At 67.9% G+C, this 24,304-nt stretch carries 19 protein-coding genes; 14 read left to right on the top strand and 5 right to left on the bottom strand.

Annotated features, from left to right (window positions below; translation table 11 throughout):
• Positions 1–105 precede the first annotated feature (105 nt).
• The 3 genes from tkt (ACNKW1_RS12560) to ACNKW1_RS12550 all read left to right on the top strand — a co-directional run bounded on the left by tkt (ACNKW1_RS12560) (position 106) and on the right by ACNKW1_RS12550 (position 4,555).
• Positions 106–2,121 carry a transketolase gene (gene tkt / locus ACNKW1_RS12560; RefSeq protein ID WP_418364932.1) on the top strand — a complete coding sequence of 672 codons (2,016 nt, stop codon included), beginning with the start codon at positions 106–108 and terminating at the stop codon, positions 2,119–2,121.
• 142 nt (positions 2,122–2,263) lie between these two features.
• Positions 2,264–3,292, top strand: coding sequence for a type I glyceraldehyde-3-phosphate dehydrogenase (gene gap / locus ACNKW1_RS12555; RefSeq protein ID WP_418364931.1), 1,029 nt, complete (start codon positions 2,264–2,266; stop codon positions 3,290–3,292).
• Between the two features lie 78 nt (positions 3,293–3,370).
• Positions 3,371–4,555: a phosphoglycerate kinase gene (locus tag ACNKW1_RS12550; RefSeq protein WP_418364930.1), complete on the top strand. Its 1,185-nt coding sequence runs from the start codon at positions 3,371–3,373 to the stop codon at positions 4,553–4,555.
• A gap of 63 nt (positions 4,556–4,618) precedes the next feature.
• Here the strand turns inward: ACNKW1_RS12550 and ACNKW1_RS12545 are convergent, their stop codons facing one another.
• Genes ACNKW1_RS12545 through ACNKW1_RS12535 form a run of 3 tightly spaced genes read right to left on the bottom strand, consistent with a single transcriptional unit; the run spans position 4,619 to position 8,117 of the window.
• Positions 4,619–5,356: a fumarate reductase iron-sulfur subunit gene (locus tag ACNKW1_RS12545; protein WP_418364929.1), complete on the bottom strand. Its 738-nt coding sequence runs from the start codon at positions 5,354–5,356 to the stop codon at positions 4,619–4,621.
• Complete coding sequence (locus tag ACNKW1_RS12540) at positions 5,353–7,356, bottom strand: fumarate reductase flavoprotein subunit (RefSeq protein ID WP_418364928.1); 2,004 nt, start codon at positions 7,354–7,356, stop codon at positions 5,353–5,355. The genes ACNKW1_RS12545 and ACNKW1_RS12540 overlap by 4 nt, the downstream gene beginning before the upstream one ends.
• Positions 7,353–8,117: a fumarate reductase cytochrome b subunit gene (locus ACNKW1_RS12535; protein ID WP_418364927.1), complete on the bottom strand. Its 765-nt coding sequence runs from the start codon at positions 8,115–8,117 to the stop codon at positions 7,353–7,355. The genes ACNKW1_RS12540 and ACNKW1_RS12535 overlap by 4 nt, the downstream gene beginning before the upstream one ends.
• A 254-nt stretch (positions 8,118–8,371) precedes the next feature.
• Between ACNKW1_RS12535 and pyk the strand changes: the two genes are divergently transcribed.
• Positions 8,372–9,826 (top strand): pyruvate kinase, encoded by a 1,455-nt coding sequence (pyk, locus tag ACNKW1_RS12530; protein WP_418364926.1) that lies wholly within the window; start codon positions 8,372–8,374, stop codon positions 9,824–9,826.
• Between the two features lie 244 nt (positions 9,827–10,070).
• Positions 10,071–11,135 carry a class II fructose-bisphosphate aldolase gene (gene fba, locus ACNKW1_RS12525; RefSeq protein WP_418364925.1) on the top strand — a complete coding sequence of 355 codons (1,065 nt, stop codon included), beginning with the start codon at positions 10,071–10,073 and terminating at the stop codon, positions 11,133–11,135.
• 64 nt (positions 11,136–11,199) lie between these two features.
• On the opposite strand, the gene ACNKW1_RS12520 is transcribed toward fba (ACNKW1_RS12525), so the two are convergent.
• Positions 11,200–12,120, bottom strand: coding sequence for a LysR family transcriptional regulator (locus ACNKW1_RS12520; RefSeq protein ID WP_418364924.1), 921 nt, complete (start codon positions 12,118–12,120; stop codon positions 11,200–11,202).
• Between the two features lie 123 nt (positions 12,121–12,243).
• Between ACNKW1_RS12520 and ACNKW1_RS12515 the strand changes: the two genes are divergently transcribed.
• The 8 genes from ACNKW1_RS12515 (at position 12,244) to ACNKW1_RS12480 (ending at position 22,129) form a co-directional block, all read left to right on the top strand.
• A complete protein-coding gene (locus ACNKW1_RS12515) occupies positions 12,244–13,710 on the top strand; it encodes a form I ribulose bisphosphate carboxylase large subunit (RefSeq protein WP_418364923.1) in 1,467 nt (488 codons plus the stop codon).
• A 35-nt stretch (positions 13,711–13,745) separates the two neighbouring features.
• Positions 13,746–14,171, top strand: a complete 426-nt coding sequence (locus ACNKW1_RS12510; protein WP_418364922.1) for a ribulose bisphosphate carboxylase small subunit — start codon at positions 13,746–13,748, stop codon at positions 14,169–14,171.
• A gap of 190 nt (positions 14,172–14,361) precedes the next feature.
• Positions 14,362–15,273, top strand: a complete 912-nt coding sequence (gene cbbX, locus ACNKW1_RS12505) for a CbbX protein (protein ID WP_418364921.1) — start codon at positions 14,362–14,364, stop codon at positions 15,271–15,273.
• A 75-nt stretch (positions 15,274–15,348) separates the two neighbouring features.
• The gene (locus ACNKW1_RS12500; protein WP_418364920.1) at positions 15,349–16,437 is read left to right on the top strand and encodes a class 1 fructose-bisphosphatase; all 1,089 of its coding nucleotides are present in this window, start codon (positions 15,349–15,351) and stop codon (positions 16,435–16,437) included.
• Positions 16,438–16,455: 18 nt separating this feature from the next.
• Positions 16,456–17,337, top strand: a complete 882-nt coding sequence (locus tag ACNKW1_RS12495) for a phosphoribulokinase (RefSeq protein WP_418364919.1) — start codon at positions 16,456–16,458, stop codon at positions 17,335–17,337.
• Positions 17,338–17,362: 25 nt separating this feature from the next.
• The gene (gene tkt / locus ACNKW1_RS12490; RefSeq protein ID WP_418364918.1) at positions 17,363–19,453 is read left to right on the top strand and encodes a transketolase; all 2,091 of its coding nucleotides are present in this window, start codon (positions 17,363–17,365) and stop codon (positions 19,451–19,453) included.
• A 29-nt stretch (positions 19,454–19,482) separates the two neighbouring features.
• Positions 19,483–20,532 carry a class II fructose-bisphosphate aldolase gene (fba, locus tag ACNKW1_RS12485; protein WP_418364917.1) on the top strand — a complete coding sequence of 350 codons (1,050 nt, stop codon included), beginning with the start codon at positions 19,483–19,485 and terminating at the stop codon, positions 20,530–20,532.
• 304 nt (positions 20,533–20,836) lie between these two features.
• Entirely contained in the window at positions 20,837–22,129 is a 1,293-nt protein-coding gene (locus ACNKW1_RS12480; protein ID WP_418364916.1) for a DUF3422 family protein, read from the top strand.
• Here ACNKW1_RS12480 and ACNKW1_RS12475 read toward each other — a convergent pair.
• The gene (locus ACNKW1_RS12475; protein ID WP_418364915.1) at positions 22,071–22,931 is read right to left on the bottom strand and encodes a class I SAM-dependent methyltransferase; all 861 of its coding nucleotides are present in this window, start codon (positions 22,929–22,931) and stop codon (positions 22,071–22,073) included. The two genes, ACNKW1_RS12480 and ACNKW1_RS12475, sit on opposite strands and share 59 nt — an antisense overlap.
• A gap of 263 nt (positions 22,932–23,194) precedes the next feature.
• On the opposite strand from ACNKW1_RS12475, the gene ACNKW1_RS12470 reads away from it, so the two are divergent.
• Complete coding sequence (locus ACNKW1_RS12470; protein WP_418364914.1) at positions 23,195–24,130, top strand: phosphoribosylaminoimidazolesuccinocarboxamide synthase; 936 nt, start codon at positions 23,195–23,197, stop codon at positions 24,128–24,130.
• Positions 24,131–24,304: the final 174 nt, after the last annotated feature.

Raw genomic sequence — 24,304 nt, 5'->3', positions numbered from 1 at the left:
CCCACTCTGGGCCGCCTTGATAGTGCGGCACAGCGTTGGCATCCCCGGGGCCTTTTAAGGGATAATTCCGGTTTTTCCGATGGTGGCCTCCGGCCCGAGAACAGCATGCAGCCGACCCGCAACGTCCAGCCCCCGGTCTTCAACCCCATCACCGGTGCGATCCGCGCCTTGGCGATGGACGCCGTGCAACAGGCCAACTCCGGCCACCCGGGCGCGCCGATGGGCATGGCGGAGATCGCCGAGGTGCTGTGGCGCCATCACCTGCGCCATAACCCGGCCAACCCCAAGTGGGCCGACCGCGACCGCTTCGTACTGTCGAACGGCCACGGCTCCATGCTGATCTACGCGCTGCTGCACCTGACCGGCTACGACCTGCCAATCGAGGAGCTCAAGCGCTTCCGCCAGCTGCACAGCAAGACGCCCGGCCACCCCGAATACGGCTACGCGCCTGGCGTCGAGACCACCACCGGCCCGCTCGGCCAGGGCATCACCAACGCGGTCGGCATGGCGCTCGCCGAGAAGATCCTCGCCGCCGAGTTCAATCGCCCCGGCCACGAGATCGTCAACCACAACACCTATGTCTTCCTCGGCGACGGTTGCCTGATGGAGGGCATTTCGCACGAAGCCTGCTCCCTCGCCGGCACCTGGGGCCTGGGCAAGCTCGTCGCCTTCTACGACGACAACAACATCTCCATCGACGGCCATGTGCAGGGCTGGTTCACCGACGACACCCCCAAGCGCTTCGAGGCCTACGGCTGGCAGGTGATCCGCGACGTGCAGGGCCACGACCCGGTGGCGATCGAGGCTGCCATCCAGCAGGCCAAGGCCGACTCCTCGCGCCCGACGCTGATCTGCTGCAAGACCATCATCGGCGCCGGCGCCCCCAACAAGCAGGATAGCCACGACGTGCACGGCGCCCCGCTCGGCGCGGCCGAAATCGAGGCTGCCCGCGCCCACATCGGCTGGACCCACGCGCCCTTCGAGATCCCGGCCGACGTCTACGCCGCCTGGGACGCGCGCACCAAGGGCGCCTCGCTCGAGGCCCAGTGGAACGCCACTTTCGCCGCCTACCGTGCCGCCCACCCCAAGCTCGCCGCCGAGTTCGAGCGCCGCATGGCCGGCGAGTTGCCTGCCGACTGGGATGCCCACGTCGCCGCGGTGCTCGCCAAGGTCACCGACAAGGCAGAGACCATCGCCACCCGCAAGGCCAGCCAGAACAGCATCGAAGCCTACGCGCCCAAGCTGCCCGAGCTGCTCGGCGGCTCTGCCGACCTCGCCGGCTCCAACCTCACGCTGTGGTCGGGCGCCAAGGGCGTCAGCAAGACCAGCGGCGGCAACTACGTGTATTACGGCGTGCGCGAGTTCGGCATGGCGGCGATCGCCAACGGCGTCGCGCTGCACGGCGGCCTGATCCCCTACACCGCCACCTTCCTGATGTTCAGCGAGTACGCGCGCAACGCACTGCGCATGGCCGCGCTGATGAAGGTGCGCCAGATCTTCGTGTTCACCCACGACTCGATCGGCCTCGGCGAAGACGGCCCCACCCACCAACCGGTGGAACAGACCGCCACCCTGCGCCTGATCCCCAACATGGACGTATGGCGCCCCAGCGACACCACCGAGTCCGCCGTGGCCTGGGCAAGCGCGATCGAGCGCAAGGATGGCCCCACCTCGATGTGCTTCTCACGCCAGAACCTGCCCTTCCAGACCCGCACGGCGGAACAGGTCGCTGCAATCCGCAAGGGCGGCTATGTGCTTTCGGACGCGGCCGGCGGCACGCCGCAGGCGGTGATCCTCGCCACCGGATCGGAAGTTGCACTCGCCATGGCGGCGCAGAAGACCCTGGCCGAACAAGGCGTGGCGGTGCGCGTGGTGTCCATGCCTTCGACCAACATCTTCGACCGCCAGGACGCCACCTACAAGGCCAGCGTGCTGCCCGCCGGCCTGCCGCGCGTCGCGGTCGAGGCCGGCTGCACCGACGGCTGGTACAAGTACGTGGGCCTTGAAGGCCGGGTGATCGGCATCGACCGCTTCGGCGAGTCGGCGCCGGCCGGCGAGCTGTTCAAGTATTTCGGCATCACCGCGGATGCGGTGGTGCAGGCAGTGAAAGCGGTGCTCTGACAAGACCCAGGCGCGGGAGCGGCTCCGGAAGCGGACCGCTCCCGCTGCACATCAGGGCTCGACCCGGCGCCTGCCGGCGGGGCAGCAACAAGGACGCACACCCGGTTTTCAATCTTTATCCTCATTCCAGGGAGAAGCATCGATGAGCATCAAGGTCGCCATCAACGGTTTCGGTCGTATCGGTCGCTGCACGCTGCGCGCCATCTACGAGCAGGGCCTGCAGAACGAATTCGAAGTGGTCGCCATCAACGCCTCCGGCGATCTGGCCACCAACGCCCACCTGCTGAAGTACGATACCACCCACGGCCGCTTCGCGACCTCGGTCGAGACCGAGGGCGAGGACTGCATCATCATCGACGGCAAGAAGATCCCCTTCTACTCCACCAAGGACCCCAAGGGCGTGAACTGGGGTAGCCACGGCGTGGACGTGCTGCTTGAATGCACCGGCGCCTACACCACCAAGGCCAAGGCCCAGGCCCTGCTCGACCAGGGTGCGAAGCGCGTGCTGATCTCCGCCCCGGGCGGTGACGACGTGGACACCACCATCGTCATGGGCGTTAACGAAGAAGTGCTGCGCAGCGACATGACCGTCGTCTCCAACGCCTCGTGCACCACCAACTGCCTGGCCCCGGTCGCCAAGATCCTGGCCGATAGCGTCGGCATCAAGCAGGGCCTGATGACCACCATCCACGCCTACACCAACGACCAGGTCACGGTGGACGTGCGCCACAAGGACCTGCGCCGCGCGCGTGCCGCCGCTGCCAACATCATCCCCACCAAGACCGGCGCCGCGAAGGCCGTCGGCCTGGTGCTGCCGCAGCTCGTCGGCAAGGTCGACGGCTTTGCCCTGCGCGTGCCCACCATCAACGTCTCGCTGGTCGACCTCACCTTCACCGCCGAGCGCGCCACCACCAAGGAAGAGATCAACGAGCTGATGACCGCCGCGGCCAACGGCCCGCTCAAGGGCATCCTCGCGGTGAATAACGAGCCGTTGGTGTCGTCCGACTTCAACCACACCACCGTGTCCTCCACCTTCGACGCCACCCAGACGCGCGTCATCAAGGGCGAAGACGGCTCCGTGCTGGTCAAGGTCCTGGCCTGGTACGACAACGAGTGGGGCTACTCCTGCCGTATGCTCGACGCTGCCCGCGCTTTCTATAACGCCAAGTAAGCGCCAGGCAAGCCGGTCCAGAACCGCCAACCATCTACGCCCTGCCACGCAGGGCGTTTTTCCGGGAACGAGCGAATCATGCAAGTCAAGAAACTTACCGACCTCGACGTGCGCGGCAAGAAGGTCTTCATCCGCGCCGACCTCAACGTGCCGCAGGACGATGCCGGCAACATCACCGAGGACACCCGCATCCGCGCGTCGCTGCCCTCGATCCAGTTCTGTCTGGAGAATGGCGCCGCGGTCATGGTCACCTCCCACCTCGGCCGCCCCACCGAGGGCACGGTCGGCCCCGACGACACCCTGGCGCCGGTTGCGGTACGCCTAGGCCAGCTGCTGCAGCGTCCGGTGCGCTTGGTCGGCGACTGGGTCGAAGGCGGCTTCGAGGTGAAACCGGGCGAGGTCGTCCTGCTCGAGAACTGCCGCTGCAACAAGGGCGAGAAGAAGGACAACGAGGAACTGGCGAAGAAAATGGCCGCGCTGTGCGACCTCTACGTCAATGACGCCTTCGGCACCGCCCACCGCGCCGAAGCGACCACCCACGGCATCGCCCGCTTCGCCCCGGTGGCCTGTGCCGGCATCCTGATGGGCGCCGAGATCGACGCACTCGGCAAGGCGCTGCACGACCCCAAGCGCCCGCTGGTAGCGATCGTCGGTGGCTCCAAGGTGTCGTCCAAGCTGACCATCCTGCGCTCGCTCGCCGACAAGGTCGACCAGTTGATCGTTGGCGGCGGCATCGCCAACACCTTCCTGCTCGCCTCCGGCAAGCGGATCGGCGAGTCGCTGGCCGAGCCCGAGCTGGTCAAGGAAGCGCAGGCGATCATGGACATGATGAAGGCGCGCGGCGCCGAAGTGCCCTTGCCGGTAGACGTCGTCGTCGCCGACGAAGTCTCCGCCCTGGCGCGCGCGAACCGCATCTCGGTGGACGAGGTCGGCCCGCACGACCGCATTCTCGACGTCGGCCCGCGCACCGCCGCCAAGCTGTCCGAGATCATCGCCCACGCCGGCACCATCGTGTGGAATGGCCCGGTCGGCGTGTTCGAACTGCCCCAGTTTGCCGGCGGCACCAAGATGATGGCCTCGGCCATCGCCCACTCCGAAGCCTTCTCGATCGCCGGCGGCGGCGACACCCTGGCAGCCATCGCGAAATTCCACATCGCCGACGACGTGGGCTACATTTCCACTGGCGGCGGCGCCTTCCTCGAGTTCCTCGAAGGCAAGACCCTGCCCGCGATCGCAGCGCTGGAAGCACGTTTCAAGGACTGAGGCCTGCACCGACACCGCGCAACGGCCGCTCACAGGGGCGGCCGTTTTCGTCATGGCGACGCTTCAAGCCCGGCGCAGCCAGCGCACGCCCTGCCCCGCCATCTTGCGCCGCAGCCAGGCGAGCTGAGTCTGTAGCGAAAGCTCCTTGGGACACAGGTCGTTGCAGGCCAGCAGGCTCATGCAGCCGAAGATCCCTGCATCGTTGCCGACGAGCTCGTAGAAGTCGGCGTCGTCGCGCGTGTCGGCCGGGTCGAGGCGGAAGCGCGCGACCTTGTTGAGGCCGACCGCACCGACGAAGCCCTCGCGCATCTGCGCGGTAGCACAGGCGGCGATGCAGCAGCCGCACTCGATGCAGCGATCGAGCTCGTAGACCTCCTCGGCCAGCGCCGGCTCCATGCGCGCCTCCAGGCAATCAAGATCGGGCTCGCCATCCAGGTGGGCCCAGGTCTGCAGGCGCTCGGCGAGTTCGCGCATCCAGCTCCCCACATCCACCGAAAGATCGGCCACCAGCCGGAACACCGGCAGGGGATACAAGCTGAACGATGCCGGCAAGGTGCTCGTCAGCGTACGGCAGGCCAGCCCGGGGCGGCCGTCGATCACCATCGCGCACGATCCGCACACCCCCGCGCGGCAGACGAAATCGAAGTTCAGGTCCGGCGCCTGGGTGTCGCGAATCGCATTGAGCGCGATGAAGAGCGTCATGCCCGGTTGCTCGTCGAGCTCATAGTCGACCAGGCGCGGCACGCTCTTGGGGTCGCGCGGGTTGTGGCGGAAGATGGAGAGTTTCAGGCGGCGGCTCATCGCGGCGCTCCTTCTTCGATGCCGGCGAGGCGTTCGTTGTCGCCGCGATAGCGCTCGGGCAGGCGCATGCGGAAATCCAGCAGCGCGGCCTGCAGGGGGCTGCGCCCGGCGCCCTCCAGGCGGGCACGGATGGATTCGATCTCGGCCTCGCGCAGCGCGGTGGCCGGGTGCTCGACGATGTTGCGCGTGCCGTAGCCGCGGAAGCCGGGCGGCAGCTCCATGTGCTCGACCGTGATCGGCTCGTACTCCAGCACCGGCGCGGCGCCCCCCGTCGGCCACCACGCCAGCGTGCGGCGCAGCCAGTCCCGGTCGTTGCGCGCCGGGTAGTCCTCGCGCGCATGCGCGCCGCGGCTCTCGCGGCGCTCGAGCGCGCCCTGCGCCGCGCACAGCGCGAGCGCGAGCATGCGCGGCAGGCGGTAGGCGGCCACCAGTTCCGGGTTGGCGTCGAGATGGCGGCTGGCGATGCCGACCCGCTGCGCGCGCGCATGCAGGTCGGTCAGCGTCGCAACCGCTGCGCGCAGCCCGGTCTCATTGCGGAACAGGCCGACGTGCTCGGTCATGGTCACCTCCATCTCGCGCCGCAGCGAGGCCACGGTGTCGCCGCCCGGCGCGGGCACCGGACGCGCAGCGATCGCCTCCAGGGCGGCGCGCTCGCGGCCGACGAACTCGCGCGCGAGTCCGGGCGAGAACTTCAAGGCGCCGGCGTGCGACGCAACGAAATCGGCAACGTACTCGCCCACCAGCATGCCCGCCACCACCGTCTCGGCGAGCGAGTTGCCGCCCAGACGGTTGAAACCGTGCAGGTCCCAGCACGCCGCCTCGCCCACCGCGAACAGGCCGCGCAGCGAGGGCGATTCGCCGCGGTGGTCGGTGCGGATGCCGCCCATCGAGTAGTGCTGGGTCGGACGCACCGGGATCCAGTCGCGCGCCGGGTCGATGCCGAGGAAGTGGCGGCAGATGTCCTTCACCTCGCGCAGCTTGTGGTCGATGTGGGCGGCGCCGAGCACCGCGATGTCCAGCCACAGGTGCTCGCCGGCGGCGGATTTCACGCCTTTGCCGCGGCGCATGTGCTCGGCCATGCGGCGCGAGACCACGTCACGCGAGGCCAGTTCGGCCTTCTCCGGCTCATAGTCGGGCATGAAGCGGTGGCCATCGACGTCACGCAACAGACCGCCGTCACCGCGGCAGCCCTCCGTGACGAGGATGCCGGCAGGCACGATCGCTGTGGGATGGAACTGCACCGCCTCCATGTTGGCCAGGCGTACCACCCCGGTCTCGAGCGCAATCGCCGCCCCCATGCCTTCGTTGATCAGCGCGTTGGTCGAAATCCCCCAGATGCGGCCGAAGCCGCCGGTGGCGATCACTGTGGCCGCAGCGAGCATGGCGTAAAGCTCGCCGCTCTCCAGATCGCGCACCACCACGCCCTGGCAACGCCCGCCCTCGTGGATCAGCGCCACCGCCTCACTGCGGTTGCGCACCGGAATGCCCTCGGCCACCGCGCGATCGCCGAGCGCATAGAGCATGGTATGGCCGGTGCCGTCGGCGGTGTAGCAGGTGCGCCACTTGCGCGTGCCGCCGAAGTCGCGCGCGGTGATCAGGCCATGGGCCTCGTCGCGTTCGGTGAGCGTGACACGCTCGCCGTTGATCACCACCTCATGCGCGCCGCGCTGCACCCGGTTCCAGGGCACCCCCCAGGCCGCGAGCTCGCGCACCGCCTTGGGCGCCATGTGGGCGAACATGCGTGCGACAAGCTGGTCGCACCCCCAGTCCGAACCGCGCACGGTGTCCTCGAAGTGCACATCCTCGTTGTCGCCCAAGCCCTTGGTCGCATTACCCAGACTCGCCTGCATGCCGCCCTGCGCCGCGACGGAGTGCGAGCGTTTGGCCGGTACCAGCGACAGCACCTCGACCCGCAGCCCACGCCGCGCCGCGCCCACCGCGGTGCGCAGTCCGGCCAGCCCGCCACCCACGACCAGCACGTCCGTGTATTCGATCCTCATTGCCGCAATGCTCCGGAATCCACCCCGCGCTGCCAGCTCGGCACATAGCGCTCACCCGCACGCGGTGCATGCTCGATGCCCAGGCGGATCTCCGCCATCAGCGTAGTCAGACCGAGGGTGAGCAGGAAGGCGATCAGCGCCCACATCGCGATCTTGAGCCGGCGCCGGCTCACACGCACATCGCGACCCTCGAACCACCCCCACTTCACCGCCAACCGATATAACCCCACGCTGCCATGCACCTCAACCGCGAACAGCAGCGCAAGGTACAGCGGCCAGAAACCGCCGGTCCACACCCGGTCGGCGGACTCATACGGGCCGATAAGTTCGGGGTGCATGAACATCGCGTACAGGTGTACCGGCGCCAGGAAGAACATCGCGAAGCCGGTCACCACCTGCACGAACCACAACGTGGTGTCGCCATGGCGCAGCCGGCTGCCGTGCCGCGCAGCGATACGGTACTGGCGCCAGTCGGCCGGGAACTTGCGCAGGGCCAGCAGCGCATGCAGCGCGAGCAGCGATGTGATCCCCGCAACGAAGACGGACACCAGCCAGGCCTGCGGGCGCGGCAGGAAAAAGTAGCCCTCGAAGAACCGCGCCACGCTCCAGGCGAAATCCTCGCTGATCAGGATCGCGGAAACGAAGCCCATGTGAACCCACATGAAGAGCGCGAGCGCGAGCCCCGACAGGCTCTGCAACACATCGAGACGGGCAGGCCAGGGGGAAGATGCGGAACGGAATCCGGGAAGCGGTGAAGTCATCGGTCAGGCAGGCATCCGGCAGGGGGCACGCCGGGCGCCCGCAAAGGAAAGGAGGCGGATGGCGATACTCTATACCGGCTTTTGTTGCAACGCACAATGGATCCACCCGGAACGGGTGCAGGGCTCCTCTCGAATGCTCAGGCGCCGCGCTTGCGTCCGGGCGCCCTGCGGGGGCAGCCCATGGGATCGCACGGCAGCGATCGTGCATGGCGCACTGCTAGAATGCCGGGAGCCAACCGACCGGAGTAGCCCGGATGTCCCGCCATACCAAGATCGTCGCCACCCTCGGCCCCGCCTCGTCCGACCTGCACACCCTGGAGCGCATGGTGCACGCCGGCCTCGACGTGGTGCGCATGAACTTCTCCCACGGCAAGCCGGAAGACCATGTGGCGCGCGCGGAAGCCATTCGCGATGCATCCGCGCGGGCAGGCCGGCCGGTCGGCATCCTCGCCGACCTGCAGGGACCGAAGATCCGCATCGGTAGGTTCGAGGAAGGCCGCGTGACACTGACCCGTGACGCCCCCTTCATCCTCGACGCACGCTGCGAACTGGGCAACGTCCAGCGCGTGGGCCTCGACTACAAGGATCTGCCCAAGGACGTGAAGCCGGGTGACATCCTGCTGCTCGACGACGGCCGCCTCAAGCTGATCGTGCAGCGCGTCCTCGGCCACGAGATCCACACCCTAGTGAAGGTGGGCGGCGAACTCTCGAACAACAAGGGCATCAACCGTCAGGGCGGCGGCCTCACCGCTCCCGCGCTGACCGGCAAGGACATGGACGACATCCGCACCGCCGCCCGTATCGGGGTGGACTTCGTGGCGGTGTCCTTCCCCAAGAGCGCAGCCGACATGTACATGGCACGCCAGCTGATGCGCGCGGCAGGCAGCTCGGCGCTGCTGATCGCCAAGATCGAGCGCACCGAGGCCGTAGCCAACCTCGAGGAGATCCTGGACGCCTCGGACGGCATCATGGTGGCACGCGGCGACCTGGCCGTGGAGGTGGGCGATGCCGCCGTGCCGGCCCTGCAGAAGAAGATGATCCGCGCTGCGCGCGACCGCAACAAGCTCACCATCACCGCCACGCAGATGATGGAATCCATGATCACCAGCCCGGTGCCCACCCGCGCCGAGGTCTCGGACGTGGCCAACGCAGTGCTCGACGGCACCGACGCGGTGATGCTGTCGGCCGAGACCGCCGCCGGAAAGTTCCCGGTAGAGGTCATCGAGGCGATGAGTCGCGTTTGCCTGGAGGCGGAGAAGTCCTACGACACCGGGCTTGACCGAGAGATGCTCGACCGCGTGTTCACCCGCATCGACCAGTCGATCGCAATGGCGGCGATCTGGACGGCCTACCACCTCAAGGTGAAGGCGATCGCCTCGCTGACGCAGACCGGTTCCACCGCGCTGTGGATGAGCCGCCTGATCGCCGGCGTGCCGATCTACGCGCTCACCCCCGAGGTCTCGGCGCGCAACCAGATGACGCTCTACCGCGAAGTCCATCCGCTCCTGATGAGCCAGACTCACCAGGACCGTGACGTGCTCCTGTGGGAGGCAGAACAGGTATTGCTCGAGCAAGGCGTGGTCGACTACGGCGACCTCATCGTGCTCACCATCGGGGAGCCGATCGGCAGTGCCGGCGGCACCAACACGCTCAAGATCGTACGCGTCGGCGAACACCACATGCCGGGCACCCTGGACGACCCGGTGTAAAGCTGGCTGCAGGGGTGGGCCTGCCCGCAAGCGGCGCCTTCTCGGGCGCTGCATTCGCGGGCAGGCCCGCTCCAGCAATTCCAGCCCCGGCGCCCGCGCTCCCCACAACTCCGCTTCTCCTGCCTGCCAGCTCTGTCCCCGAACGCGCCCCACACGGGCAGGATCGTTTTCGCCACGACACAGGCTAAAATACCGGCTTTCGATCGCACTGCCGCCGAGCGCGGCCCCCTTCCGGAGAGACTCCATGCCCCTCGTTTCCATGCGCCAGCTGCTCGACCATGCCGCCGAACACAGCTATGGCCTGCCCGCGTTCAACGTGAACAACCTCGAACAGGTCCAGGCCATCATGGAAGCGGCGGCGGAATGCGACAGCCCGGTGATCATGCAGGCCTCGGCCGGCGCGCGCAAATACGCGGGCGAAGCCTTCCTGCGCCACCTGATCGACGCCGCCGTCGAGGCCTACCCGAGCATCCCCATCGTCATGCACCAGGACCACGGCCAGAGCCCGGCGATCTGCATGGGCGCGATCCGCTCGGGCTTCTCCAGCGTGATGATGGACGGCTCGCTGCTGGAAGACGGCAAGACGCCCTCCTCCTACGAGTACAACGTCGCCGTCACCCGTGAGGTGGTGAAGTTCTCGCACGCCATCGGCGTCAGCGTCGAAGGCGAGCTCGGCTGCCTCGGCTCGCTCGAGACCGGCCAGGCCGGCGAGGAAGACGGCGTTGGCGCCGAAGGCACGCTCGACCACAGCCAGATGCTGACCGACCCCGACCAGGCCGCCGACTTCGTCAAGCAGACCGACTGCGACGCGCTCGCCATCGCGATCGGCACCAGCCACGGCGCCTACAAGTTCAGCCGCAAGCCCACCGGCGACATCCTCGCCATCGAGCGCATCAAGCAGATCCACGCCCGCATCCCCAACACCCACCTGGTGATGCACGGCTCCAGCTCGGTGCCGCAGGAACTGCTCGAGATCATCCGCCAGTACGGCGGCGACATGAAGGAGACCTACGGCGTGCCGGTCGAGGAGATCGTGCAGGGCATCAAGTACGGCGTGCGCAAGATCAACATCGACACCGACATCCGCCTGGCGATGACCGGCGCAGTGCGCAAGTTCCTGGTCGAGAACCCCTCCAAGTTCGACCCGCGCGAGTTCAACAAGCCGGCGCGCGAAGCCGCCAAGCTGGTGTGCAAGGCCCGCTTCGAAGCCTTCGGCTGCGCCGGCATGGCCAGCAAGATCAAGTCGGTCTCGCTCGAGAAAATGGCGGCGCGCTACAAGGCCGGCGAACTCACGCAGATCGTGCGCTGAGTCGTCGCGGCTTCCCAGGCAGTTCGAAACGCGCCCATGTGGCGCGTTTTTTCTTGCGCGGCTCTCAGCGCTCCATCGCCCGCATCATCTCTGCCGCCTCGGTCTGCAGGAACTCCAGCAGCGCATCGAGCGCTGGCGTCAGCGGGCGGTCCATGCGCGAGACGACGTTCCACTCCCGGATCACCGGCGTATCGGCCACGTCCAGCCGCACCAGGCGCCCGCTTTCCACCTCCATCGCAAAGGTGTGATGCGACAGGAAGGCGATGCCCATGCCCGCCATCACCGCCTGCTTCAAGGTCTCGTTGCTGCCGAGCTCATCCGCAGCCAGCGGCTTGACGCCATGCGTGCGCAGGTAGCGTTCGAGGTTGTCGCGCGTGCCGGAGCCCTGCTCACGCAACAGCAGGCGCTCCTCGGTCAGCGCCGCGGGCGGGATGCGCTTGCGCCCGGCGAGGCGGTGATCCGGGCGCGCCACGAATGACAGCCGGTGCGGCGCGAAGGGAATGCGCCGCAACTCCAGGCCGCGCGGCGGCTGCCCCATGATCGCCACGTCGCAGCGCTGCTCCTGCAGCAGCGCGCGCACGTGCTCGCGGTTCGCCACTGTGAGCCGGAAGGTGATGTCTGGAAAGCGGCGGCCAAATTCCGCGAGCAGATAGGGCACGAAATACTCCGCCGTGGTGATCGCGACCACGTCCAGCGTACCCGCTGCCACACCCATCCTCGCTTTCAGCTCGACCTCGGCCAGTTCCAGGCTGTGCAACACCTGCCGCGCCGCGCGCACCAGAAGCTCTCCCGCCGGCGTCAGTCGCACCTCGCGCCGCCCATCCACCAGCACCTGCCCGACGATGGCCTCCGCGTCACGGACCTGCATCGAGATCGCCGGCTGGGTGAGATGCAGCAGCCGCGCCGCCTGCGTGAAGCTGGCGCTGTCGGCGACGGCGACCAAGGCGCGTAGCTGCTTCAGGGTCATGCGCTGGGCGAGCTTCATCAGAAAACCTTATCTGAAATACACAAAAAACGTCATTGGAGCTTATTTGAGCAAGCCCTTATTGTCCAGTCACCCCACCGCTCGAAGCACCACTCGCAGCCGATCAAACAAAGGAGACACGATATGGGCGCCGCAGACACCCCGCAGCAGATCCTCGACCCCAGGAAGCGCTACCAGGCCGGCGTGCTCAAGTACGCGCAAATGGGCTACTGGAACGCCGACTACGAGCCCAAGGACACCGACGTGCTCGCCGTGTTCCGCATCACCCCGCAGGAAGGCGTGGATCCGATCGAGGCCGCCGCTGCGGTGGCCGGCGAATCCTCCACCGCCACCTGGACCGTGGTGTGGACCGACCGCCTGACCGCCTGCGACAAGTACCGCGCCAAGGCCTACCGCATCGAGCCGGTGCCGGGCCAGGAAGGCCAGTACTTCTGCTGGGTGGCCTACGACCTCGACCTGTTCGAGGAAGGCTCGATCGCCAACCTCACCGCCTCCATCATCGGCAACGTGTTCAGTTTCAAGCCGCTCAAGGCCGCGCGCCTCGAGGACATGCGCCTGCCGGTGGCCTATGTGAAGACCTTCCGCGGCCCGCCGACCGGCATCGTCGTCGAGCGCGAGCGCCTGGAGAAATACGGCCGCCCGCTGCTGGGTGCGACGATGAAGCCCAAGCTCGGCCTCTCCGGCAAGAACTACGGTCGCGTGGTGTACGAAGCCCTGCGCGGCGGGCTGGACTTCACCAAGGACGACGAGAACATCAACTCGCAGCCCTTCATGCACTGGCGCGACCGCTTCCTGTACTGCATGGAGGGCGTCAATCAGGCCGCGGCGCAGACCGGCGAATCCAAGGGCCACTACCTCAACATCACCGCCGGCACCATGGAGGAGATGTACAAGCGCGCCGAATTCGCCCGCGAGCTCGGATCGTGCATCGTCATGATCGACCTCGTCATCGGCTGGACCGCGATCCAGTCGATCAGCAACTGGTGCCGCGACAACGACATGATCCTGCACATGCACCGCGCAGGCCATGGCACCTACACGCGGCAGAAGAACCACGGCGTGTCCTTCCGCGTCATCGCCAAGTGGCTGCGCCTGGCCGGTGTTGACCACCTCCACGCCGGCACCGCGGTGGGCAAGCTCGAAGGCGACCCGATGACGGTGCAGGGCTTCTACAACGTCTGTCGCGACACCTTCACCAGGCAGGACCTGCCGCGCGGCCTGTTCTTCGACCAGGACTGGGCCAGCATCAAGCGCGTGATGCCGGTCGCCTCGGGCGGCATCCATGCTGGTCAGATGCACCAGCTGCTCGACCTGTTCGGCGACGAATGCGTGCTGCAGTTCGGCGGCGGCACCATCGGCCACCCGATGGGCATCCAGGCCGGCGCCACCGCCAACCGCGTCGCGCTCGAATCCATGGTGCTCGCCCGCAACGAAGGCCGCGACATCCTCAACGAAGGTCCGCAGATCCTCGCCGACGCCGCCAAGTGGTGCCAGCCGCTGCGCGCCGCGCTCGATACCTGGGGCGAGATCACCTTCAACTACACCAGCACCGACACGTCCGACTTCGTGCCGACCGCCAGCGTGGCCTGAAGCCCAGCCCCATACCGGAACCGAGGAGACCCATCATGCGCATCACCCAAGGCTGCTTTTCCTTTCTGCCCGACCTCACCGACACCCAGATCGCCGCGCAGATCAACTACTGCCTCGACCAGAACTGGGCGGTCGCCCTCGAATTCACCGACGACCCGCACCCGCGCAACACCTACTGGAACATGTGGAGCCTGCCGATGTTCGACCTGCGCGACCCGGCCGGCGTCATGGGCGAACTCAAGGCCTGCCGCGAGGCCAACCCCGAGACCTACATCCGCATCAACGCCTTCGACTCCACCAAGGGCTGGGAGACGGTGCGCATGTCCTTCATCGTCCAGCGCCCCACGGCCGAGCCCGGCTTCAGACTCACCCGCCAGGAAACGAAGGGTCGCAGCCTGCGCTACACGATGGAGAGCTACGCCGTCGGCCGCAACCCGGAAGGCGCGCGCTATGCGAGCTGACGACACAGCGCATCAGTAAGCCCACGGGCACAGGCCGATCGGGTGATCTGCGAAGCGCGGCGAGGACTGTCTGAGCGCGCGCAGCGCGCGAGTTCCGCAGCCAAGCGGCGCAGATCACCCGGTCGGCCGGCGGTCCCGCGCACACGCCCACCCACGTTCCGATGAACCGACACCGACAGGAGACGCGACCATGAACGCCCCCGAGAAGGCCCCCGCCCCCGCCAGCATCGACCTCGGCGCCGAGTTCCGCGACGCCGGCATCGGCGAAGTGCTCGAGTCCCTCGACCGCGACCTCGTCGGCCTTGCCCCGGTCAAGCGCCGCGTGCGCGAGATCGCCGCCCTGCTGCTCGTCGACCGCGTGCGCCAGCGCCTCGGGCTGGCCACCGAACACCCCTCGCTGCACATGAGCTTCACCGGCAACCCCGGCACCGGCAAGACCACCGTCGCCATGCGCATGGCCGAGATCCTGCACCGCCTCGGCTACTGCCGCCGCGGCCACGTCGTCGCCGTCACCCGCGACGACCTCGTCGGCCAGTACATCGGCCACACCGCGCCCAAGACCAAGGACGTGCTCAAGCGCGCCATGGGCGGCGTGCTCTTCATCGACGAGGCCTACTACCTCTACCGCCCCGAGAACGAAAAGGACTACGGCCAGGAAGCCATCGAGATCCTGCTGCAGGTGATGGAGAACCAGCGCGACGACCTCGTCGTCATCCTCGCCGGCTACGCCGAGCGCATGGAGCGCTTCTTCGAATCCAACCCCGGCATGAAGTCGCGCATCGCCCACCACATCGACTTCCCCGACTACAGCGATGGCGAGCTCGCCGAGATCGCCCAGCGCATGCTCGCCGGCTGGAACTACCGCTTCGACGAGGCTGCGCGCCGCGCCTTCGACGAATACATCGTGCTGCGCCGCCGCCAGCCCCACTTCGCCAACGCGCGCAGCATCCGCAACGCGCTCGACCGCATGCGCCTGCGCCAGGCCCTACGCCTGTTCGAGTCCGGCGCCACGGTCGATGCCGAGGCGCTCACCACGATCACCGAGGCCGACGTGCGCGCCAGCCGCCACTTCCAGCCCGACGAGGCCGCCGGCCCCCAGTGACGCACCGCTCACCGGCCCGCGACCCCGACTGATAACGACACGCACCAATCCGGCACCACGCCGGGGGAGACCACCATGTTCAGCCTCGAGCGCAGCACACTCACCGAATACCTGATCGAACACCGCCGCCGCAACCCCGATGCCACCGGCGAGTTCAACGCCCTGATCCTGCAGGTCGCCCAGGCCTGCAAGGCGATCTCGCGCGCGGTCGCCCACGGCGCGCTCGCCGACGTGCTCGGCAGCCACGGCAGCGCCAACGTGCAGGGCGAGGAGCAGAAGAAGCTCGACGTGCTCGCCGACGAGATCTTCCTGCGCGCCACGCACTGGGGCGGCGACCTCGCGGGCATGGTGTCGGAGGAGAACGAGGCCCCCATCCCGCTGCCCGCCAGCGACCAGCGCGGCAAGTACCTGCTCGCCTTCGACCCGCTCGACGGATCAAGCAACATCGACGTCAACGTCGCCGTCGGCTCCATCTTCTCCATCCTGCGCGCACCCACGCCGGGCGAAGACGCGCCAGCCGAAGACTTCCTGCAGCCCGGCAACCGCCAGGTCGCTGCCGGCTACGCCATCTACGGTCCCTCCACCATGCTGGTGCTGTCGGTCGGCAGCGGCGTCGCCGGTTTCACCCTCGACCCGATCATCGGCGAGTTCTATCTCACCCACCCCGATCTCCGCGTACCCGAGACCACGCGCGAGTTCGCCATCAACGCCTCGAACGCGCGCTTCTGGGAGGCCCCGGTGCGACGCTACGTGGACGAGTGCCTCGCCGGACGCAGCGGCCCGCGCGGCGCCGACTTCAACATGCGCTGGATCGCCTCCCTGGTCGCCGAAACCCACCGCATCCTGATGCGTGGCGGCGTCTTCCTCTACCCACGCGACCGCAAGGACCCGGCCAAGCCCGGCCGGCTGCGCCTGCTCTACGAGTGCAACCCGGTCGGCTTCCTCATCGAACAGGCCGGCGGCCGCGCGAGCACCGGCGTGCGCCCGGCGCTCGAGGTCCAGCCCGAATCGCTGCACCAGCGCATCGGCTTCGTGTTCGGTTCGAAGGAAGAGGTCGAGCGCATCGAGCGCTACCACGGCGAACCGCTGATCGGTGGGCCGCAAGACGAACTGCCCTTGTTCCAGACGCGCTCGCTGTTCCGCGACACCGCATTCGCTTCATAAGCCTCCCGGGGAGACATCATGTCCGAACGTCATCCGATCGTCGCCATCACCGGCTCCTCCGGCGCCGGCACCAGCACCGTACAGCGCACCTTCGAGGAGATTTTCCGCCGTGAGGGCGTCACTGCGGCGGTCATCGAGGGCGACAGCTTCCACGCCTACGATCGCAAGACCATGCGTGAGAAGCTCGCCGCCTGCGACCTCGACGGCAACTGCCAGTTGAGCCACTTCGGCCCCGAAGCCAACCTGTTCGGCGAGATCGAGACCCTGTTCCGCAGCTATGGCGAGTCGGGCAGCGGCAAGCGCCGCAAGTACCTGCACAGCGCCGACGAAGCCGAGCCGTACAAGCAGGAACCCGGCACCTTCACCCCGTGGGAGGAACTCCCCGCCGGCACCGACCTGATGTTCTACGAAGGCCTGCACGGCGCAGTTCAACACGAGAACATCGACGTCGCGCGCTTCGTCGACCTGCTCATCGGCGTGGTGCCGGTGATCAACCTCGAATGGATCCAGAAGCTCAACCGCGACAAGAGCACCCGCGGCTACTCCACCGAGGCGGTCACCGACACCATCCTGCGCCGCATGCACGACTACGTGCATTACATCTGCCCGCAGTTCGCGCGCACGCATGTGAACTTCCAGCGCGTGCCGATGGTGGACACCTCCAACCCCTTCATCGCACGCGCCATCCCGACCGCCGACGAATCCATGGTGGTGATCCGCTTCGCCAACCCAAAGGGCATCGACTTTCCCTACCTGCTCAACATGATCAACGACAGCTTCATGAGCCGCGCCAACACCATCGTGGTGCCGGGCGGAAAGATGGAACTGGCCATGCAGCTCATCTTCACCCCCTTCATCTGGCGCCTGATGGACCGCCGCCGCAAGGCGCTGGCGCAGTAATGCTTCCCCGATTGGAGAAATAACGATGAACATGCGACTCACCCAGGCCCCGATCGACGCCCTGTGCGCCAACGCCCTGCGCTTCCTCGCCATCGACGCCGTCGAAGCCGCCCAGTCCGGCCACCCCGGCATGCCCATGGGCATGTCCGAGATCGCCGTGGCACTCTGGACCCGGCACCTGCGCCATAACCCCGCCGACCCCGCCTGGCCCGACCGCGACCGCTTCGTACTCTCCAACGGCCACGGCTCGATGCTGCTCTACGCCCTGCTCCACCTCAGCGGCTACGACCTGCCGCTGGGCGAGCTCAAGCGCTTCCGCCAGCTCGACAGCCGCACCCCCGGCCACCCCGAGGTCGGCCACACCCCCGGCGTCGAGACCACCACCGGTCCACTCGGCCAGGGTGTGACCAACGCCGTGGGCATGGCGCTCGCCGAGAAGCTGCTCGCCGCCGAGTTCAACCGCCCCGGCCACACCCTCGTCGACCACCGCACCTGGGTCTTCCTCGGCGATGGCTGCCTGATGGAAGGCATCAGCCACGAGGCCGCGAGCTTCGCCGGCGTGCAGCGGCTCTCGAAGCTGATCTGCTTCTGGGACGACAACCGCATCTCGATCGACGGCGACGTCTCCGGCTGGTTCGCCGACGACACGCCGGCGCGCTTCCGCGCCTATGGCTGGAACGTGGTCGAGGCGGTGAACGGCCACGACATCGCCGCCGTCGATCGTGCCATCCAGGTGGCGCTGGGCCACGCCCGGGCCGACACCGGCCCCACGCTCATCTGCTGCCGCACCAACATCGGCCATGGCAGCCCCGGTCGGGCCGGCACAGCGGACGTCCACGGCGCGCCACTCGGCGCCAGCGAGATCGCCGCCACGCGCGGCGCGCTCGACTGGCCGCAAGTCCCCTTCGAGATCCCGGGTGAAGTCCGCGCGGCCTTCGACGCACGCGCCCGTGGGGCTGCGCAGCAGGCAGAATGGGCGCGGCGCCTCAGCGCCTACGCCCAGGCCTTCCCGGACGAAGCGGAGGAATTCCGCCGCCGCACGGCGGGCGATCTGCCGGTAGGTTTCGGCATCCTGTCCAACGCCATCCTGCGCGGCGTCGCGAAGGAGGCGGCCTCCGTCGCCACGCGCAAGGCCAGCCAGCAGGCCATCGGCCGCCTGGCACGCGCGCTGCCGGAGTTGCTCGGCGGCTCGGCTGACCTGACGCATTCCAACCTCACCGACTGGCCTGGCTGCGGCGCCGTGCGCGCAGATGCGCCCGGGCGCCACATCAACTGGGGTGTGCGCGAGTTCGGCATGGCCGCTGCGCTCAACGGCATCGCCCTGCATGGCGGCTACATTCCCTTCGGCGCCACCTTCCTGGTGTTCTCGGACTACGCCCGCAACGCCATCCGCATGAGCGCATTGATGAAGCAGCGCGTGGTGTATGTGATGACCCACGACTCGATCGGCCTGGGCGAGGACGGCCCCACCCATCAGCCGGTCGAGCATATCCCCAGCCTGCGCCTGATCCCGGGGCTGGACGTGTGGCGCCCGTGCGATGCGGTCGAAACCCAGGCCGCCTGGAACGCCGCGGTCGCGCGCCGCGACGGCCCCACCCTGCTCGCCCTGTCGCGCCAGAACCTGCCGCACCAGGCGCGCGACGAAGTGCAGATCCAGGCCATCCTGCGGGGCGGCTACGTGCTGGCCGATGCCGACGCGCCTGCGCTCGTCATCATCGCCACCGGCTCGGAGGTGGCGCTGGCGATGGCGGCGCACGCGGCGCTGGCCGCCGAGGGGGTGGGTGTGCGCGTGGTGTCCATGCCGTGCCCCACGCTCTTCGACCGTCAGACCGACGAATGGCGGCACAGCGTGCTACCCGCCGGCGTGCCGCGACTGGTGATCGAAGCCGCACGCGGCGAGGGCTGGTGGCGCTACATCTGCGGCGATGGCGGCTGCGCCGGCGAAGTGATCGAAATCGATCGATTTGGCGAGTCCGCTCCGGCTTCTGCCCTGCTGCAACGCTTCGGCTTCACCCCTGGCGCAGTACTCGCCCGGGCACGTGCCCTGATCACATCCACACCTCAGAACACGTTCGCATCCACGCAGCCCCGCGCCGCGAAGGCGACGCTGAACTGAGCCGCCCACTTCCTGCGGAGATCCATCCCATGGCCATGATCACCCTGCGCCAGCTGCTCGACCACGCCGCCGAACACGGCTACGGCGTGCCCGCCTTCAACATCAACAACATGGAGCAGATCCACGCCATCCTGCTCGCCGCCGAGGCCACGGACAGCCCGGTCATCCTGCAGGCCTCGGCCGGTGCGCGCGGCTATGCCGGCGAGGCCTTCCTGAAGAAGATGGTCGAGGCCGCGGTCGAGCAGTGGCCCGACATTCCGATCTGCCTGCACCAGGACCACGGCGCCAGCCCTGCGGTGTGCCAGCAATCGATCCGCAGCGGCTTCACCAGCGTGATGATGGACGGCTCGCTGCGCGCGGACATGAAGACTCCGGCGAGCTACGGGTACAACGTCGAGGTCACCCACCGCGTGGTGGAGATGGCCCATGCGGTGGGCGTATCGGTGGAAGGCGAGCTCGGCTGCCTCGGCTCACTCGAGACCGGCCAGGCCGGCGAGGAAGACGGGGTCGGCGCCGAGGGCACGCTGGACCACAGCCAGATGCTGACCGACCCCGACGAAGCCGCCGACTTCGTCGCCGCCACCGGCGTCGACGCACTCGCGGTGGCGATCGGCACCAGCCACGGCGCCTACAAGTTCACCCGCCCGCCCACCGGCGACATCCTCGCCATCGACCGCATCGCCGCCATCCACACCCGCATCCCCGACACCCACCTGGTGATGCACGGTTCCTCCAGCGTGCCGCAGGAATGGCTCGCCATCCTCCGCGAGCATGGCGGCGACATCGGCGAGACCTATGGCGTGCCGGTCGAGGCCATCGTGCAGGGCATCCGAAGCGGCGTGCGCAAGGTCAACATCGACACCGACCTGCGCCTGGCGATGAGCGGCGCGATGCGCCGGCTAATGGCCACCGACCGCAAGGAGTTCGACCCGCGCAAGTTCTTCAAGGCCGCCCGCGACGCGGCGCGCGACATCTGCCGCGAGCGCTTCGAGGCCTTCGGCTGCGCGGGGCAGGCCAGCCGCATCAAGCCGCTGCCGCTGGACGCGCTCGCGCGGCGCTACGCCAGCACCGCGATCTGAACCTGCGGCAACGCGGTCCGGCATACGCCCTCAGCGCTCGCCGCTCCATCTGCCCGCACCGCTCGCACCGGCAGGTACCCACGGTGCGTCTTCCTTCTCTCCCTGCCTTCGGGCTTTGCGCCCGCTTCCCGTCCCGGAAGCGGGCGTTTTCTTGCAGCATCGCTGATCCTGCCCTGGTGCAACGCGATTTTCGCCAACCCTCGCTTGTCACCCCGCAGGGGCTGGGCAAGAATGCGAAAGCTTGTAACCGGCTCCGCTTGCGACCGCACCGGCCGCTCCTCTCCCGTACCGCGTCCCAGACATCATGTCCCTGTTCGAACAACACCCCCTGCGCCAGACGCTGAACGACGAGGTGCACGCCCGCCCACCGGTTCCACTCGACACCCCGGAATACGTCACCTATCTCGCCTTCCTGCATCACGAGGGCAGCGCAGAACGCGAAACCGCGCATCTCGCCGCGCTCTGTGGTCAGCTCGAACTGCCGGCCCCACGCACCGACAGCGGCCACCTCCTGCTCGATGCTGGCGACTTTCGCCTCAAGTGGGAACGCCATAACGAGTTCTCCAGCTACACCTTCTTCCGCAGAATCCACCCTGGCGATGGCGCAGAGGACAACGCACTCCTGTCCGTGCCTACTGCCTGGCGCCGGGACATCCCCGGCCAGCTCATTGCCGCAACGCACATCGAAGTGCGCAGCACCGACGACGTCGACCCCGACAGCCTGCTCAATCAGGCCTCACCACGCGGAGAAACGCTGGTTGCAGCACGCGTGGCCGAATGCGCGGGCTGGGTGTTCACGGACTTTCATATCCACGACGGCTTCTCGCGCTTCGTGCTCCTCGACGATGGCCTCACGCCGCGTCAGGCCGGGCGGATGGTGCAACGGCTGGTCGAGATCGAAACCTACCGCGTCATGGCACTGCTGGCCTTTCCGGTGGCGAAGGAGGTCGGACGCCTGCTGTCGCATGCAGAAGACGAGCTCGCCGACCTGATGGATGGCATGGGCGACGCGCGCAGCGCCGAGGACGACCACGCCGTGCTCGGCCGCCTCACCCGCCTTGCCGCGGACATCGAGCGCTCGGTCGCCCGCACCACCTTCCGCTTCGGCGCCGCCGCAGCCTATTACCGCCTGGTGCAGCAGCGCGTGGATGACCTGCGCGAAACCCGCCTTGGCGGCTTCCCGACCATCCGTGAATTCATGGAGCGTCGCCTCGCCCCCGCGATAGCCACCTGCGCCACCATCGCGCGCCGCCAGGAAGACCTCTCGGGCCGCATTGCGCGCAACTCGCAACTGCTGCGTACCCGGGTGGACATCGAGCTCGAGCGTCAGAACCAGGAACTGCTCGCGCAGATGAACCGCCGCGCCAAGATCCAGCTCCATCTGCAGGAGACGGTGGAGGGTCTGTCCGTGGTCGCCATCACCTACTACGCCTCGCAACTGGTGAATTACGTCGCCAAGGGCGCCAAGGGCTACATTGCCCCGGCCACGCCGGAGGTGATCACCGCGCTGTCGATTCCGGTCATCGCCGGGCTGGTGTTCATGGGACTGCGGCGGATGCGCAAGCTGCTGAGCGAGGAAAACGGCGGCGCGCGATGAAGAACTCGTACGCATAGCAATCCGAATGGCGCCTGTGCATCGCGGGCTCCTCCGAGAGTTGGTCGAGCATCGACTGGGCTTCCGCGTCCCCGGCGTGCTGCGCCCGCAACTCGCCAATGCGGGCCTCCATCGGTGTGTAGAAGTCGTCCCACCAGGCCTCGTCGGGCAGGGTGAAATGCCCCACCACCTCAAAGCCGCAGTCGCGGATCACCGCCAGATCGTCGGCCACCGTTCCCATCGTCGGATAGTCCGCCTCGAAGAGGGCCCGGACCTCAGCCGGCGGATCGCCCCTGCGCCAGACTGCATCGGTGAACGCAAGGTATCCCCCGGGGCGCAGCAGGTCATGACAGATCCGCAGGGCGTTGCGCAGCCCGATGTTGTACAGCGCCCCCTCGGACCAGACGAGGTCGACCTGGCCGGACGCTTGGGGCGGACAGGCAATGTCGCCCACCACGGCACTGACGCGCTGCGCGAGACCTCGCCGGGCAAGCGCCGCCTGCAGCCGCTCGACACTCGGCGCATGACGATCGACGGCCACGATGGACGCCAACGGCAGGAGTTCGGCCAAATGCAGCGTCTGCGCGCCAACCCCGCTGCCCAGGTCCACGACCGCCGGTGACGGCGGCAGGTCGCCGCACAGTCCAAGCGCCCTTGCGGTGCTCGCACGGTTGCCCGGCCCCTGTCGCGGCAGGCTCTCGAAAAGCGCCAGGAACATCTCCTGGAAACGGATAGGCATCTGGCTCATTCGTCCCCCTCTCGCTGGCGGCGGCGCGCTGCCGATCATGATGTCGATGTCGGTCACGCTCGTCGGAATGTCGTTGAGCCCGGCCAGATCGAGTTCCTCTCGCGCCGGATGCTGCCAGAGGACGAGCCCGACCTTGCGGCGATCCGCTTCGATGATAGCGCGGCCGCAAGCAGGCAGATCGAATTGCTATCGTAGCGCCATTCGACACTTCGAAGTCACCCGCCATGCAGGCCGCAACACGCACCCGGCGCCTGCACGGCCCCGAAAGTGGGCGCCCCTCCCCTATAATCCCCGCTTTGCCAGCAACCCGAGGCCCCACCGTGGCGACGCCCCTTTTTGAAACTTCCATCAAGAGCCTGCCGCTGCTCGGCCGCGGCAAGGTGCGTGACATCTATGCCGTCGACGACGAGAAGCTGCTGATCGTGACCAGCGATCGCCTGTCGGCCTTCGACGTGGTCCTGCCCGACCCGATTCCCGACAAGGGCCGCGTGCTGGTGGCGCTGGCGAACTTCTGGTTCGACAAGCTCGCCCACATCCTGCCGAACCAGCTCACCGGCATCGACCCCGAGACCGTGGTCGCCGCCGACGAGCGTGAGCAGGTGCGCGGCCGCGCGCTGGTGGTGAAGCGCCTGAAGCCGCTGCCGATCGAGGCGGTGGTGCGCGGCTACGTGATCGGCTCGGGCTGGAAGGACTACCAGGCCACCGGCGCGGTCTGCGGCATCGCGCTGCCAGACGGCCTGCAGCAGGCGGCCAAGCTGCCAGCGCCGATCTTCACGCCGTCGTCCAAGGCCGACATGGGCGAGCACGACGAGAACATCTCCTTCGAGCAGGCGCAGGCACGCTGCGAGGCGCTGATGAAGGACGCGCTGGCCGGCACTGGCAAGACCGGCGCGCAGCTGGCCGAGGAAGCGCGCAAGGCGGCGATCGCGCTGTATTCCGAGGCGGCCGACTACGCGGCCAGCCGCGGCATCATCATCGCCGACACCAAGTTCGAGTTCGGCATCGACGCCGCCGGCACGCTGCACCTGATCGACGAGGCGCTGACCCCCGACTCCTCGCGCTTCTGGCCGGCCGACAGCTACCGCGAGGGCATCAGCCCGCCGTCCTTCGACAAGCAGTACGTGCGTGACTACCTGGAAACGCTGGACTGGAACAAGACCGCGCCCGGCCCCAAGCTGCCTGCCGACGTGATCGAGCACACCGCGGGCAAGTACCGCGAGGCCTACGAACGCCTGACCGGCCAGAAGCTGGCCTGAGCCGCACAGACCTCGAGCGCGCGAGCGCCAGACAGGGGTGCCGGGGGGCGCCCTTTTTTTGCCTTGCCACCCCGGCCTCCCGCGGTCTCAGCCCCCACCTGCGCACTCCGCGGTCAGTCGAACACCCCATGTTGCATAGCATCAGCCTATCTGGACCTGGAACAGCTCTTATTC

Source organism: Thauera sp. WH-2 (genome assembly GCF_048321015.1).
In the GTDB taxonomy this organism is placed as follows: domain Bacteria; phylum Pseudomonadota; class Gammaproteobacteria; order Burkholderiales; family Rhodocyclaceae; genus Thauera.
Note: the sequence above shows the minus strand (reverse complement) of the source record. Positions and strands in the feature narration are given on the sequence as shown.